Consider the following 13216-nt stretch of genomic DNA (forward strand, 5'->3'; position numbering starts at 1 on the left):
GGGCACGATGCCGTCGCCGGGCAGCTTCGGGGCCGTTTTGGAGCTTTCCGGTGAACGTACGGAAGGGGCCGTCGCGGAGGGGGCGGCGGGGGCGGACGGGGTCGGGGGAACGGACACCTCTGGCGGCTTGAGCGGTATCTCGGGGACGTCCGCGTCGGGCACCGCGGGCAGTGTTTCCAGGATCGGGAGCGGCACCTCGGGCAGGGACGGCACCACGAGAAGCGAGCCGTCGGCCGGCGCCGTGCCGGGGGTGGTCGTCGACGGGGCCGGGCGGGAGCGGGCCGAGGGCGGCGCCCCGCCCCCCGGGGTCCGCGCGTCCCCAGCCCCACCGGAGACGGCGGGGGCGGGCCGTGCCGGTCCAGACCCGTCCCCGTCGTGGACGTACGGCACGACGAACCCCGCCACGGCAAGGGTCGCCGCCGTCGCGGCCACGGTCACCAGCTGCGCGTTCCCGCCCGTACGCGGCCCTCCGCGCCCGCACAGCCACAGGGCGAGACCAAGGGTGGCGGCAAGCGCTGTACGCAGCGTGCGCCGGGCCCTGGCAAGCAGCGACTCGGCCGTCCGGTAGCTCAGGCCCATCTCCTTGGCGACCTGACCGACGTCCAGGTCCTCGGACTTGAGCCAGATCGCCTCCGCCTGCCGCGCGGGCAGCTCCCCGCTCCGCGCGGCCAGCCACCGCGCCTCCGCCTGGTCGCACACCGCCTCGTCGACGGGCATCGGGCCCGGCGCGACCAGTCTGGGGCTGCTGCGCACCTCGGCCTCGCGGCTGACCTGCCGGTACCGGTCGACACACAGCCGTATGGTCACGGTCGTCAGCCAGGCGCCGAGCCGCTCGTCGTCGAGCTGCGGATGCTCGGCGGCGCGCAGCATCGCCTCGTGTACGGCGTCCTCGGCGTCCTCGGCGCTCATGGACCTGCGGCGGGCCACCCGCAGCAGGTCCTCGCGGTGACTCCACGCGCGCTGCCACCAGTCGAGGTCCGCCCGATCGGCACTTCCGCCCGAATGCGCAGGATGCATATCAGTCGCCATGAGGGCTCCTTCGCGCTCACCCGTCGGTCCCGTTTCACCGGCGAGAACGCGACATTACCGTTCGGTATCCAGCGTTGTGGAGGAGGAAGCGCTCATCGAGTCCGTACCGTTGCCGGTCGGCCGCCCGGCGCCTACGCAGGGGCCGCTTACGTGTGGGCATAGTGCAACTGAGAGCGGAGTTCACGACCGAGCCGTACGAACTGGACAAGGCCCCCGCCCACGCGGTGGTGGCCCGTGACGTGATCCAGGCGGAGAACTCGACGCCGTCGACGTCGGCCCGTGCAGGCGTATTCCACCGTGGGCGGCCGGATGGAGCTGGGACCGGTCAAGACGCGCGAGAAGCGATCCGCCCCCATCCCTCGCTCCGTGGCCGAGACGAGGTGGTGGACCGGCTCGACGATCAGCGCGAGCTCCTGCTGCTCGCCAGGCAGGCGGAGCGTCAGAGGCTTGCCGGCGACCTCCGCTCGCTGCTGTCTCAGCAACGTCACGACCAGGTGCTGGCCGCGTGATGTGTACGAGCTGTGTACGGCAACAGCGGAGGCCCTTCCGCACCATGACCGGCGTACGGATCTCCCGGCATGAGGACGGCCGGCGCCGGCCCGAGGAGACCGTCGCGGTCGGCCTCGTCGTGGACGCCTCCGGCCGCACCTCGAAGCTGGCCGACTGGCTGCACGCCGCCGGCCGGATCCGCCCCGGCGCCCGATTGCGGCGGAACTGCATCCAGTCGGCCGGGCGCTCGGCCCTCGCCGTCCCGCCTCGGTCACGGCAGTGCCGTCGGATTTTTCGCAGGTGCATCGTTGCTGGCCAGTCAGAACTATGCGCCTCAGGCCACACAAATTGCCTCTGGCGATTTGAGATGAAAGCTTCTCCCGTACCTGCCTGGGAGCGCGGGTGGCCATGTCCTCGCGGAAGGGGTCGAGCGGGAGCAGTCCGGCCACCTCGTCGGGGAATCGCCTGGCGTAGTGGCGCGCGTAGGCCCCGCCCAGCGAGTGGCCGATCAGCAGTCGGGGGCCAGGGATGCCGGCGGCGTGGAGCAGGTCGCGCAGTTCGTCGGTGACTTCGGCTGCGGTGCGGGGAAGCTCAGCGGGGTAGCTCCAGCCGTTGCCCCCGCGGTCGTAGAGGACGCTCGTGGTCAGCTCGGCGACGCGGTTGTGGATGTTCAGGTAGTCCAGGCTCATCATCCCGCCTCCCGCCAGGAATACCGCGGTTGGGCCGCCGGTGCCGGAGCCGGAGCGGCCTGTGTTCGCCGCGGCGATGGCGACCCTGCTGGCCGAGTTCAACGCCTACCTTGACCGGCCCGGTGCCGCCCCGGCCGCCGACCTGGTGGGCTACCGCCAGCACGCGATGTGGCTCACCCGGGACGAGCTCACCGCGCTGATCGGCGAGATGCGCGACGTCCTGATTCGCTGGCTCGCTAATGAGCCCTCGCCCGAGCGCACCCGCTACCTGGTCAGCCCCATCCTGTTCCCCGCCGAGGAACCATCCGCAGCCAGCGGCGAGAATTAGCGTGTGGCTTCTTCGGTCACGAGCGGAGCCAGATAAGGAGTGCACCGACCGTGACGGTACCGAGGAAGACGTATCCGCGCTTGTCGTAGCGGGCAGGTGCGCCCTCGGCCCCTTCGCCTGGACGTTCGTCGCCGCCTCGGCGATCCTGGCCACCCTCGGCGCGGCACTGGTCTCACGGCTTCTGTCACAGCACTGACGGACACGCCGTGGCGGTGCACGGTGTCCGTCCGGTATCCGTCCAGCGACTGACTGGCGGTCAGCTGAAGTCCGCGGCGTGGTCGGACACCCATTCACGGTAGGTGCGTGCCGGAGCGCCTGTGACCGTCTCGACCGTGGCGGCGGTGGTCGGGCGAGGAGCGTCGAGCATGTCCGCGTAACCGTCCAGGAGGGCATCCACAAAGGAGTCGGGGAAGTCGGCATCGGCCAGGAGCCGGCGGCGCGCCTCCTCGTGGGACAGTTCATGCCATCGCAGCGGGCGGCCCAACACCTCACCGATGGTGCGCACTTGCTCTGCCTGCCTGAGGACTTCGGGACCGGTCAGCGCATAGGCGGCTCGACTGTGACCGCTTTCGGTAAGGGCCCGTACCGCCACGGCGGCGATGTCGGCCTCGTGCAGGAGGGCCATGGGCACGGCCCCGTAGGCACCCTGCACGACGTCGCCGACGCGGATCTGGTCGGCCCACCACAAGGTGTTCGCGGCAAAGGTGCTCGGACGGAGGTGCGTCCATGCGAGCCCGGACTCCTCGATGAGCCGTTCGACGCGCGCATGGGACCGGCCCACGGGGTGCTGCTGCCGTTCGGGAGCGACCCCATCCTGGACGGCGCCGGACGAGAGGACCACGACCCGTTGGGCGTAACGCTTGATGGCGTCCACGACGGCGGCGGCCGGGCCGGCACCGTGGAAGGGCCACATCAGGAACACGGCGTCCACCCCCTGCAACGCCGCCTCCAACGCGGCTGAGTCGGCCAGACCGCCCTGCCGTACGTCGACCCCGTCGGGCAACCCGGCTGTGACGGTGTTGCGGGTCAGTGCCCGTACCCCTCCGGCGTGCACGGCCATGAGGTGGGACACCACCTGCCGACCCACATTCCCGGTCGCCCCAGTGACGAGGACCGTGCTCTTGGCGGCCATCAGGTTCTCCTTGCCTGCGCGCCCGTACCGACGCCGGTACCTCCGTCGCCGAGGCGTGGATTCACCATCACCGTGTCGGCCGAGCGACGCCATGCACCATCGCGCAGCCGCAGAAAACCGTCATGGAATAGCGTGATGCGATGGATGCCGTCACCCTCACCCTGGATGCGACCGACCGTGGCCTGGTACACGCCCTGCACATCGATGGGCGGGTGCCGTTTCGCACCGTCGCCGACGTACTCGACGTCTCGGAGAACACCGTCGCCCGCCGCTACCGTCGGCTACGATCTTCCGGCCTCCTACGGGTCGTCGGGGCGGTGAATGGCGTTCGGCTCGGCTACTCGTCCTGGACGCTTCGGTTGCAGTGCACCCCGGATGCGGCCGGTGCCATCGCCACCGCGCTCGCCGCCCGCCCCGACACTTCCTTCGTTCATCTGCTCTCCGGCGGAACGGAAATCTCCTGCAACGTCCAGACCCCGACCGCCGCTGACCGCGACGCCCTGCTGCTGGACAAACTCCCGCGTACCAGCCGCATCACCGCGGTCTCCGCCCATCTTCTGCTGCGTGCCACCGCGCTTCCCACCACCTGGGCCGGCTCCGCCTGGCTCTCCGAAGAACAGGCCGGCCGCCTGCGTACACCACCCGTGTCCCCGGCCTCCGAACCGGTCGCCCTCGACAAGCAGGACCGGGCCGTACTGGAAATCCTCGCCCGTGACGGACGAGCCGGCTATACCGAGCTCGCCACCGCCGCGGGCAGCAGCGAGTCCACCGTCAAGCGCCGCCTGGACACACTGCGCCGAACCGGAATCCTCACCTACACCGTCGACATCTCCCCCGCAGTGCTCGGCTTCCCCGCCGAGGCACGCCTGTGGATGTCTGTGCAGCCCTCCCAACTCGTCGACGTGGCAGAGGCCATGGCCGGCCACCCCGAGGTCTCCTTCGCCGCCATGACTACCGGCCCAAGCAACCTCGTCGCCGCCGTCAACTGCCGCAACGCCGACGACCTGTGCCGCTATCTCACCGAACGCGTGGCCGCACTCGATGCCATCCGTTCCATCGAAACAGCACCCGTCATCCGCACTCTCAAACGCGCAGGGGCCTACATCCCTGCCACGCGCTGAGTGCCAATCGGCCACCACGCCAGAAAAGGAACGATGCCGTGCCGTGCCGCCGCGGCCTGGCGGCGGACACCACGTCAGAGCCATCCTTTGCGGCGGAAGGCACGGTGCATGGCACAGCATGTGACGGCGATGACGCCGAGGACCAGTGGATAGCCGTAGGTCCAGCGCAGCTCCGGCATGTAGTCGAAGTTCATGCCGTAGACACCGCACACCATGGTGGGGACGGCGATGATGGCGACCCAGGCACTGATCTTGCGCATGTCCTCGTTCTGGGCCACGGACACCTGGGCGAGGTTGGCCTGGAGTATGGAGTTGAGGAGTTCGTCGAAGGAGGTGACCTGTTCGGTGACCCGGGCCAGGTGGTCGGCGACGTCGCGGAAGTAGGTCTGGATGTCCCGGTCGATCAGGGACATGGGCTGGGTGGCAAGCGCCTGTACGGGGCGGTCCAGCGGTGCCACGGCGCGCTTGAGCTCCAGAACTTCCCGCTTGAGCTGGTAGATCCGTCCGGCGTCCGCACCGCCGGAGCGGTGGACGAAGACATCGGCTTCCACTTCGTCGATGTCGTCCTGGACGGCCTCGGCGACGGTGAGGTAGTCGTCGACGACGTGATCGGCGATGGCGTGCAGGACTGCGGACGGCCCCTTGGCCAGGTGCTCCGGCGTGGCCTCCAGTGACTCGCGGATCGGACCGAGCGAGCCGTGGCCGCCGTGGCGGACGGTGATGACGAAGTCGGGGCCGGTGAAGACCATGATCTCGCCGGTCTCCACGACCTCGCTGGTGGCCGTCAGCTGGTCGTGCTCGACGTAGCGGACGGTCTTGAAGACGGTGAACAGGGAAGTGTCGTACCGCTCCAGCTTCGGCCGTTGGTGCGCGTCGATGGCGTCCTCGACGGCCAGCGGGTGCAGGCCGAAGAGCTCGGCGATCCCGGCGAACTCCCGCTCGGTGGGTTCGTGCAGTCCGATCCATACGAAGCCGCTGCCGTCCTTGCGCACCTGCTTGATCGCATCGTCCGGCGGGCAGCTGCCGCTCTGACGTACGCCCTCCAGGTAGACGACACAGTTGACGACGGCCGTGCCGAGCGGAGAGCGGGCCGGGTGGCTGAGGTCCACGCCGCGCGGGAGCTGCTGCGGCAGGCGCACCGCTTTCCGGAGTTGGTGGATCATCGACAAGGCGGCTCCTCCCAAAGACGTGGCCGCCAGTATGCCCAGCCGTGCGTTGGCTTCGTCCGGCGGCTGGGAGACAGAGCCCCGTGCCCGACGGATCGGCACGTGGCCCACCTGCCGACGCCGGTCTCGCCGCGACGGCGACCACGTGGCCGGACCGGCAGATCGGCCTGTTCGCTCTCCTCTCCGCGGGCCTGCTGGTCTACGGCACACACCGGCGGCTGCGCGCCATTCGCGGTGCCTGACTCCCCTCCCGGGTGTGGGTCAGATGCCCAGGACGGCTTTCGCCGTCAGGAAGTAGATGACCAGGCCGGTGGCGTCCACCAGGGTGGTGACCATCGGGGCGGAGACGACAGCCGGGTCGATCCGCAGCCGCTTGGCCAGCAGCGGCATGCTGCCGCCGATGGTCGCCGCCCAACCGCAGATGAGCACCAGGGTGATGCCGACCACCAAGGCGATCTTCGCGCTGACGACCACCGTGCCCACCACCAGACCGAGCAATGCCAGCAGCGACCCCAGGACCAGACCCACCTGGCATTCGCGCCAGATCACCTTCAGCAGGTCCGAGCCGCGGACCTCGCCGACCGCCAGGGCGCGTACGCAGGCGGTGGCGGCCTGGGCGCCGGCATTGCCGCCCGCCCCGATGAGCATAGGGATGAACAAGGCGAGGGCGGCGACCTGCTCCAAGGTGGCCTCGAACGCCCGCGTCACGCCGACCGTGAGGGTCGCCGCGACCAGCAGCAGGCAGAGCCACAGCGCCCGGTAGCGGGCGAGCTGCCACACGGAGGCGGCCATGTAGTGGCCCGCCCAGGGGGCCGCACCGGCCTGACGGGCGACATCCTCGGTGTCAGCCGCCTCGATGACCTCCACGGCATCGTCGATGGTGAACAGCCCGACGAGCCGGTCCTCGCTGTCGACGACGGGCAGGTTCAGGTCGTTGGTCTCCCGCATCAGGCGTGCCGCGGACTCGGCGGAACCGGTGGCGTACGCGGAGGCCGGCTCGGTCACGACCAGCTTGGAGATCATCATGTCCGGCGCGTTGAGCACCAGCTCACGCAGCTCCACGATGCCGGTCAGCCGGCGGCCGGAGTCCACCACGGGCAGCGTGTAGACCGTCTCCGCGTCCGCCCCCTTCGCCCGTACGGTCCGCAGTGCCTGCTCGACGGTCAGATCCTGCGGCAGCGCCACCGCCTCGGGGGTCATATAGCGGCCGACCGAGCCCTCCGGATAGCCGAGCAGCGCGGACGTCATCCGCCGCTCGTGCACGCTCAGCCCGGCCAGCACCCGCCTGACGACCTTGGCAGGGGCCTCCCGCAGCATCCGGGCCCGGTCATCCGGGTCCATGCCCTCGACGAGATCCAGGAAGGACCGGTCACGCAGCCCTTCCAGGATCGCCTGCTGGTCAACCGGCTCCAGCTCCTCGAACACCGCCAGCGCCTGGTCTTTGTGCAGCAGCCGGAACGCCACCCCGGCGTCGACCGCGTCCATACGGGCCAGCTCATCGGCGATCACATGCGGCGGGTGCGTCTCCAGCCACTCCTGGGCGGCATCCAGCCGGTGATCCTTGACGATGTCCTGCAAGGACTCGGCCGGCTCCGCGCTCGGCTCGTAGGGCAGGTGCGACTGCGGCATGACAAGTCCTCAGCACAAACAGTGGGATCGAACACCGGGCAGGAAACGCACACAAGCACCGATCGACACTCCGCTCCTACAGCAGCGGAAAGACGGCACTACGCGGCGAGTACACCTACGAGATGAACGCCCTTGTGGTGTGCCCGGAGTGCGGCCACGAATGGGTTCCCGCCGAGAGCGGTGCTGAGGGTGGGGACGCCGGTGGGGAGCGGGTTGTCAAGGACGCTGTCGGCAATGTGCTGCAGGATGGCGACACTGTGGTCGTAGTAAAGGCCCTCAAGGTCAAGGGGAGCCCCTCGGGGATCAAGGCCGGCACCAAGGTGCGCAACATCCGGTTGATCGACGCGGTCGCGGGCCACGACATCGACTGCAAGATCGACGGTTTCGGGGCGATGCAGCTCAAGTCCAGCGTGGTCAAGAAAGCCTGATCCGCGACGCAGAGGACAGCAGGGGCGCAGCCAGATGAGGAATTGCGTAATTTCGCAATTGCCTACATGCTGTATCGGTCGTGCTATGTAGCCGCGGGCACGACACTCAGCTGTGCCTCGCCGTGCGGGGCGGTGAGACATGAGGGTCGAGGGTGTTCGTGCCGGTTCCGCTGTACCAGGCCAAGGCCGAGTTCTTCCGGATGCTCGGCCATCCGGTGCGCATCCGGGTTCTGGAGCTGCTGCAGGACGGGCCGATGCCGGTGCGGGAGCTGCTGGCGGCGATCGAGGTGGAGCCGTCGGCGCTGTCGCAGCAGCTGGCGGTGCTGCGCCGCTCGGGGATCGTGATCTCCACCCGTGAGGGTTCTACGGTGGTCTACGCACTGGCGGGCGGCGATGTCGCCGACCTGATGCGCGCCGCGCGGCGGATCTTGACCGAGATGCTGGCCGGGCAGAACAAGCTGCTGGCCGAGCTGCGGGAAGCCGAGGTCTCCGCCAAGTGAGTACCGTGCTCGGCCGGGCGTGGGCTGTTGTCCGACGGGCCTGCCCTCTCCTGCCCTCCCGCGCCGATCTGGCAGCGATGGGGCGCAATCCGCGCCGGGATCTGCTGGCCGGTCTGACCGTGGCGATCGTCGCGCTGCCGCTCGCGTTGGGCTTCGGGGTCTCCTCGGGGCTGGGCGCGGAGGCGGGGCTGGCGACCGCTGTGGTCGCGGGCGCGCTGGCGGCGGTGTTCGGCGGATCGAATCTGCAGGTGTCGGGGCCGACCGGCGCCATGACGGTCGTCCTCGTCCCGATCGTGGCCCAGTACGGGCCGGGCGGGGTGCTCACGGTCGGGCTGATCGCCGGCCTGATGCTGGTCGCGCTCGCGGTGGCTCGCGCCGGGCGGTACATGCAGTACGTGCCGGCGCCGGTGGTGGAGGGCTTTACCCTCGGCATTGCGTGTGTGATCGGGCTGCAGCAGGTGCCGAACGCGCTTGGGGTGGCGAAGCCGGAGGGCGACAAGGTCCTGGTCGTGACCTGGCGCGCGGTGGAGGAGTTCGTACGCACTCCGAACTGGACAGCCGTTGGCCTTGCGCTCGCCGTCGTCGCCGTGATGCTCGTCGGTGCCCGTTGGCGTCCCACCATCCCGTTCTCGATCGTCGCGGTGATCGCTGCGACCGTCGTCGCGCAGGTATTCCATCTGGATGCAGCCGCGCCGATCGGTGACCTGCCGGCCGGGCTGCCCGCGCCGTCGCTCGCCTTCCTGGACGTCGCCGCGCTCGGCTCGCTGCTCGCGCCCGCGGTCGCGGTGGCCGCGCTCGCCGCGCTGGAGTCGCTGCTGTCGGCATCGGTGGCGGATGGCATGACGGTGGGGCAGAAGCACGATCCGGACAAGGAGCTGTTGGGGCAGGGCCTGGCCAATCTGGCCGCGCCGCTGTTCGGTGGCGTTCCGGCGACCGGTGCCATTGCCCGTACCGCGGTCAACGTCCGCTCCGGGGCGAGTTCTCGGCTGGCTTCGCTCACGCATGCCGCGGTGCTCGCGGTGATTGTCTTCGCGGCTGCGCCGCTGGTCTCCCGTATCCCGCTGGCCGCGCTGGCGGGGGTGCTGCTGGCGACCGCGATCAAGATGGTCGAGGTCGGCTCGATATGTGCCATGGTCAAGGCCACCCGCTCGGACGCCGTGGTGCTGGTGCTGACCGCCGTGGCGACGCTGGCCCTGGACCTGGTGTACGCGGTCATCATCGGGCTGCTGGTGGCGGGGGCGCTGGCGCTGCGTGCCGTCGCCAAGCAGGCCCGCCTCGACCAGGTCTCCTTCCAGCCCCACCTGCCCGGTCAGGACAGTGCGGAGGAGCACGCGCTGCTGGCCGAGCACATCGTCGCCTACCGGATTGACGGCCCGCTGTTCTTCGCCGGTGCTCACCGCTTCTTGCTGGAGCTGGCCGAGGTGGCGGATGTGCGGGTGGTGATCCTGCGGATGTCGCGGGTGACCACGATCGATGCCACCGGGGCGCTGGTGCTCAAGGACGCGGTGCAGAAGCTGAACCGGCGCGGGATCGCCGTGATGACGTCCGGGATACGGCCCGGCCAGCGCCAAGTCCTCGACTCCGTCGGCGCCTTGGACCTGCTGCGTCACGAGGGGCGGGAGTACGCCACCACGCCCGAGGCCATCGTGGGCGCACGTACCCACCTCCAGTGCGCCGGCGTCTTCCCCGTCCCCGCCCAAGAGAGCCCACCCGGCCCTGTGATCGCCGAGGAGTCACCCCGATGAGCACCGTCCCCCGCATGATCGATGTCTCCGGCGAGGAGGCCCTCTACCTCCTCGAAGGCGCCTGTCAGGGGCGGCTGATGTACGACCAGCGGGGCGTCACCGCCGTACGCCCCGCCTCCCATGTCCTGGAGTACGGGCGGCTGATCGTCCGTGCACCGGCTCCCACCGCCTCCCTGTTCGGACGGGTGACGGTGACCTATCACGCCGACCAGATCCACCCCGTGACGGGGAGCGGCTGGGCGGTGACCGCCTCCGGCCTGGCCGAGGTCATCACCAACGAGGACGAGGCCGCCCACTACCGGCGCACCCTGCCCGGCTGGACGCACGGCCCGCACGACTCCCTGCTGCGCATCCATCCGCAGACCGTCAACGGCTACCGCTTCGCCCGCCCCTCCTCCGCCTCGAATGCGGCGTCCGGCGCGGGGAGGCCACGTTCCCGGTGAAGTTTCCCGCCTGGCGGCCGCATCGCCATGAGCTGACCATCCCGGCCGTCCCGAGCTCGGTCCGACTCGCTCGCCAAGAAGCCGAGCGGGCGTATGCATCCTGGGGCTTCAATCCCAGCCACCCAGTGCTCGGGCCCTCCCTGTTGGTGCTCAGCGAGCTGGTCACCAACAGCGTGCGCCACGCCGCCCCGCTCTCGCCCCAGCTCACTGTCATCTGCTCCGCAGGCCCGAGAACGATCGCCTTCGGCGTCTATGACCACCATCCCGGCCCGCTCGACCCGCAGTGCTTTCCGCAGAGCCCGGGAGGGCTGGCCACCGTCGCCGAAGTGATCACCGACTTGGACGGCACCTGGACGGTACATCCCGACGAATATGGGGGCGGCAAGACCGTGTGGATCACTCTGCCGTTGTGACCTCCACCGCCGAGGGACCCTATGAACCACGGCCCCGTGCCGAGGAAGGTGCGCAACCACACCATGACGCTTCAGTGGCGCTGCACTGCCCGTGACCGTATGTGCGTTCTGTCGCTCGCTGGATACCTGGGCTCGGAGGAGGCCGGCCGCTTCGGCGGCGCTCTCGGCTGGGCGCTCGCCCGGGGAAGAGGCCCGGTCGTCCTCGACCTCACCGCCCTGGACGGCTGGTCCGCGGCCGGACAGCTGGCGATCGCCGAGGCCGCTCGGCAACTGGCCGCACAGGAACGGTCGCTGGAGCTCGCGGCGATTCCCGCCGACGGTTCCCTCGTCCCCGACGGGGAGTGTCCGCCGATCCCCGTTCACCACGATCTGGAAGCCGCCCTGGCCTCTCACAGCGCGTCGGAAGCCGGGCCGGCCAACGGGCCGGGCAGGCGGCGGGAATGGCGCACCGCGAACTGGTGCGGTGACACTCAGCCGGTCCTGTCCTGACCGGTGGGCCGCCCCATCGCGCTCCGGGCGCCGAGCCGGTGGATGACTCGCCGGCGCACCAGCTCGTACTCCTCGCAGTAGCGGGCCGGCGGCCCTGCCGGACGGGGCACCAAGCGGCCGGAGGAAACGGTCTCCTCGGGGCCGAACTGCTCGCGGGTCAGCTCCAGTTCTGTCCCTGCGGGAAGGCGGTTCCACCAGTGATAGCCGCGCTGCTGTCCGTACGCAAACGCCTCACCCAGCATCAGATCGCCGCCGAGCAGGTCGTGCACAATCAGGGCCGTGATCCCGCAATGGCGGCGGGCGGGATTGCCGGGATGCCAAAGCGGGCGGTCGTCGGGGGGAGCAGGTGTCGGCAGCCCAGCTTGCGCGGAAGGCACGGTCGAGATCGATCAGGTTCCACGGTCCCATGCCGCACAGCTTGGCGGTCGGCGCTGACATCGCGGAAGAGCGGAACTCGCCTCACATCGCGCTGCCGTCTGCGGGGGTGGTGCCCGGCAGCAGCGGCGGGAGACCCGCTGCTGCCGGGCGTGTCCCCCCTCCCCTCCGCACCAGGGAGGAGGTCTCAGCCCTGGGAGGCGAGAGCGTCCAGGGCGGTGTCGAGGTCGGGGTGGATGCGCAGGGGTACGAGCTGGCCGGCCGTGAGGGCTGGGGTGGGGAGGTCCCCGATGCCACACAGGGCCAAGGGCTGCTCGGCGCTGCCGAGTCGGCGTGCGGCGTCCAGCACGGCGGCTTCGCCTTCGTCGCTCCAGCTGACGAGCCCGGTGACGTCCAAGAGGACGGGGCCGGTGGTGCGGGCCTGGACCCAGCTGATGGCACCGGTGAAACGGCCGGTGGTCTCGCCGCCGAGGTGACCGGTCAGGGTCAGCACGGTCACGTCGCGGTGGGTGGCGTACTGCCAGTCGAGACTCATGTGCGGACCTGTACGAGCGCGGCCGCGCACTTGAGCAGCGTGGTGCCCGTATCTCGCCACGAAGTGATCCGCACGAAGCTCCCTCCATAGACCTTGCTAATTGCTAATGTTAGCAATTAGCAAGGTCCACACCCTGACTGACCTGGGTGAGGATGTCTGCATGACGAACAAGACAGGATGGTTGCGATGTGCGGTGACACGGCTGGTGTCGCCGTCGAGGGCTGGGAGCGGCAGGGGGCTGGCCCGGTGACCGCGCCGCTGTATCAACTGAAGGCAGAGTTCTTCAAGACGCTGGGCCATCCGGTGCGGATCCGGGTGCTGGAGCTGCTAAGCGAGCGCGAGCATTCGGTGGCGGAGATGCTGCCGGTGGTAGGGCTGGAGCCGGCGCATCTGTCCCAGCAGCTCGCCGTGTTGCGCCGCGCAAATCTGGTCGTAACCCGCAAGCAGGGTTCGACCGTTTATTACTCGTTGACCAATCCTCAGGTGGCGGAGCTGCTGCTGGTGGCGCGGAAGATCCTGACCGGCGTACTGGCCGGGCAGGCCGAGCTGCTGGCGGATCTGCGGGCCGCCACGCCGGAGGAGAAGCCGCCAGGGGGCGCGTCGTCGTAGCCCATTGACGGCGGTTGCCCCTCGGCGCGGTACCTCTGCAGCGGCGAGGGGCCACCCCGTCCCCATCGTGAGGCCCCCGGGAAAGCTGACGGGCAA

At 69.8% G+C, this 13216-nt stretch carries 16 protein-coding genes and 2 pseudogenes; 11 read left to right on the top strand and 7 right to left on the bottom strand.

The features are described 5' to 3' along the window. Positions 1–1029 (bottom strand): sigma-70 family RNA polymerase sigma factor (locus AB0I10_RS37755; RefSeq protein WP_363157275.1); only part of this gene is annotated, 1029 nt, incomplete at its 3' end. Positions 1030–1181: 152 nt separating this feature from the next. Between AB0I10_RS37755 and AB0I10_RS37760 the strand changes: the two genes are divergently transcribed. Continuing rightward, positions 1182–1538, top strand: a complete 357-nt coding sequence (locus AB0I10_RS37760; protein ID WP_363157290.1) for a hypothetical protein — start codon at positions 1182–1184, stop codon at positions 1536–1538. 390 nt (positions 1539–1928) lie between these two features. Here AB0I10_RS37760 and AB0I10_RS37765 read toward each other — a convergent pair. After that, a pseudogene (locus AB0I10_RS37765) lies at positions 1929–2210 on the bottom strand (alpha/beta hydrolase); the annotation flags it as partial. A 73-nt stretch (positions 2211–2283) separates the two neighbouring features. Here AB0I10_RS37765 and AB0I10_RS37770 point away from each other — a divergent pair. Further along, a complete protein-coding gene (locus AB0I10_RS37770) occupies positions 2284–2535 on the top strand; it encodes a hypothetical protein (protein WP_363157276.1) in 252 nt (83 codons plus the stop codon). Between the two features lie 256 nt (positions 2536–2791). Here the strand turns inward: AB0I10_RS37770 and AB0I10_RS37775 are convergent, their stop codons facing one another. After that, positions 2792–3667: an NAD(P)H-binding protein gene (locus tag AB0I10_RS37775; protein ID WP_363157277.1), complete on the bottom strand. Its 876-nt coding sequence runs from the start codon at positions 3665–3667 to the stop codon at positions 2792–2794. Between the two features lie 140 nt (positions 3668–3807). On the opposite strand from AB0I10_RS37775, the gene AB0I10_RS37780 reads away from it, so the two are divergent. After that, positions 3808–4788, top strand: coding sequence for an Lrp/AsnC family transcriptional regulator (locus AB0I10_RS37780; protein ID WP_363157278.1), 981 nt, complete (start codon positions 3808–3810; stop codon positions 4786–4788). 74 nt (positions 4789–4862) lie between these two features. Here AB0I10_RS37780 and corA read toward each other — a convergent pair whose 3' ends face one another. Continuing rightward, positions 4863–5951, bottom strand: a complete 1089-nt coding sequence (corA, locus tag AB0I10_RS37785) for a magnesium/cobalt transporter CorA (protein ID WP_363157279.1) — start codon at positions 5949–5951, stop codon at positions 4863–4865. 86 nt (positions 5952–6037) lie between these two features. On the opposite strand from corA, the gene AB0I10_RS37790 reads away from it, so the two are divergent. Then, positions 6038–6196 carry a hypothetical protein gene (locus tag AB0I10_RS37790; RefSeq protein ID WP_363157280.1) on the top strand — a complete coding sequence of 53 codons (159 nt, stop codon included), beginning with the start codon at positions 6038–6040 and terminating at the stop codon, positions 6194–6196. Between the two features lie 19 nt (positions 6197–6215). Here AB0I10_RS37790 and mgtE read toward each other — a convergent pair whose 3' ends face one another. After that, positions 6216–7583, bottom strand: a complete 1368-nt coding sequence (gene mgtE / locus AB0I10_RS37795; protein ID WP_363157281.1) for a magnesium transporter — start codon at positions 7581–7583, stop codon at positions 6216–6218. Positions 7584–7690: 107 nt separating this feature from the next. On the opposite strand from mgtE, the pseudogene AB0I10_RS37800 reads away from it, so the two are divergent. The 6 genes and pseudogenes from AB0I10_RS37800 to AB0I10_RS37825 all read left to right on the top strand — a co-directional run. Next, positions 7691–8011, top strand: a pseudogene (locus AB0I10_RS37800) (zinc ribbon domain-containing protein YjdM); the annotation flags it as partial. Between the two features lie 158 nt (positions 8012–8169). Continuing rightward, complete coding sequence (locus AB0I10_RS37805) at positions 8170–8511, top strand: metalloregulator ArsR/SmtB family transcription factor (protein ID WP_363157282.1); 342 nt, start codon at positions 8170–8172, stop codon at positions 8509–8511. A 77-nt stretch (positions 8512–8588) separates the two neighbouring features. Continuing rightward, positions 8589–10256: a SulP family inorganic anion transporter gene (locus AB0I10_RS37810; RefSeq protein ID WP_363157288.1), complete on the top strand. Its 1668-nt coding sequence runs from the start codon at positions 8589–8591 to the stop codon at positions 10254–10256. Continuing rightward, the gene (locus AB0I10_RS37815) at positions 10253–10699 is read left to right on the top strand and encodes a pyridoxamine 5'-phosphate oxidase family protein (protein ID WP_363157283.1); all 447 of its coding nucleotides are present in this window, start codon (positions 10253–10255) and stop codon (positions 10697–10699) included. Before AB0I10_RS37810 ends, AB0I10_RS37815 begins: the two co-directional genes overlap by 4 nt. After that, entirely contained in the window at positions 10696–11112 is a 417-nt protein-coding gene (locus AB0I10_RS37820; protein WP_363157284.1) for an ATP-binding protein, read from the top strand. The genes AB0I10_RS37815 and AB0I10_RS37820 overlap by 4 nt, the downstream gene beginning before the upstream one ends. Positions 11113–11175: 63 nt before the next feature. Beyond that, entirely contained in the window at positions 11176–11601 is a 426-nt protein-coding gene (locus tag AB0I10_RS37825) for an STAS domain-containing protein (protein WP_363157285.1), read from the top strand. Here AB0I10_RS37825 and AB0I10_RS37830 read toward each other — a convergent pair. Both AB0I10_RS37830 and AB0I10_RS37835 read right to left on the bottom strand, forming a co-directional pair. Then, complete coding sequence (locus AB0I10_RS37830) at positions 11583–11870, bottom strand: hypothetical protein (protein ID WP_363157286.1); 288 nt, start codon at positions 11868–11870, stop codon at positions 11583–11585. The two genes, AB0I10_RS37825 and AB0I10_RS37830, sit on opposite strands and share 19 nt — an antisense overlap. A 293-nt stretch (positions 11871–12163) precedes the next feature. After that, complete coding sequence (locus AB0I10_RS37835; RefSeq protein ID WP_363157287.1) at positions 12164–12511, bottom strand: hypothetical protein; 348 nt, start codon at positions 12509–12511, stop codon at positions 12164–12166. A gap of 246 nt (positions 12512–12757) precedes the next feature. Between AB0I10_RS37835 and AB0I10_RS37840 the strand changes: the two genes are divergently transcribed. Beyond that, the gene (locus AB0I10_RS37840) at positions 12758–13120 is read left to right on the top strand and encodes a metalloregulator ArsR/SmtB family transcription factor (protein WP_363157289.1); all 363 of its coding nucleotides are present in this window, start codon (positions 12758–12760) and stop codon (positions 13118–13120) included. The last annotated feature ends 96 nt before the right edge of the window (positions 13121–13216 follow it).

Origin of the sequence: Streptomyces sp. NPDC050636, from assembly GCF_040654775.1 — a bacterium.
Taxonomy (GTDB): Bacteria; Actinomycetota; Actinomycetes; order Streptomycetales; family Streptomycetaceae; genus Streptomyces.

Excerpts from the sequence above, each read along its gene's own strand:
- AB0I10_RS37825 (WP_363157285.1), top strand. The coding sequence starts at position 11,176 with ATGACGCTTCAGTGGCGCTGCACTGCCCGTGACCGTATGTGCGTTCTG.
- AB0I10_RS37775 (WP_363157277.1), bottom strand. The coding sequence starts at position 3,667 with ATGGCCGCCAAGAGCACGGTCCTCGTCACTGGGGCGACCGGGAATGTG.
- mgtE (WP_363157281.1), bottom strand. The coding sequence starts at position 7,583 with ATGCCGCAGTCGCACCTGCCCTACGAGCCGAGCGCGGAGCCGGCCGAG.
- AB0I10_RS37810 (WP_363157288.1), top strand. The coding sequence starts at position 8,589 with ATGGGGCGCAATCCGCGCCGGGATCTGCTGGCCGGTCTGACCGTGGCG.
- AB0I10_RS37770 (WP_363157276.1), top strand. The coding sequence starts at position 2,284 with ATGGCGACCCTGCTGGCCGAGTTCAACGCCTACCTTGACCGGCCCGGT.
- AB0I10_RS37780 (WP_363157278.1), top strand. The coding sequence starts at position 3,808 with ATGGATGCCGTCACCCTCACCCTGGATGCGACCGACCGTGGCCTGGTA.
- AB0I10_RS37835 (WP_363157287.1), bottom strand. The coding sequence starts at position 12,511 with ATGAGTCTCGACTGGCAGTACGCCACCCACCGCGACGTGACCGTGCTG.
- corA (WP_363157279.1), bottom strand. The coding sequence starts at position 5,951 with ATGATCCACCAACTCCGGAAAGCGGTGCGCCTGCCGCAGCAGCTCCCG.
- AB0I10_RS37815 (WP_363157283.1), top strand. The coding sequence starts at position 10,253 with ATGAGCACCGTCCCCCGCATGATCGATGTCTCCGGCGAGGAGGCCCTC.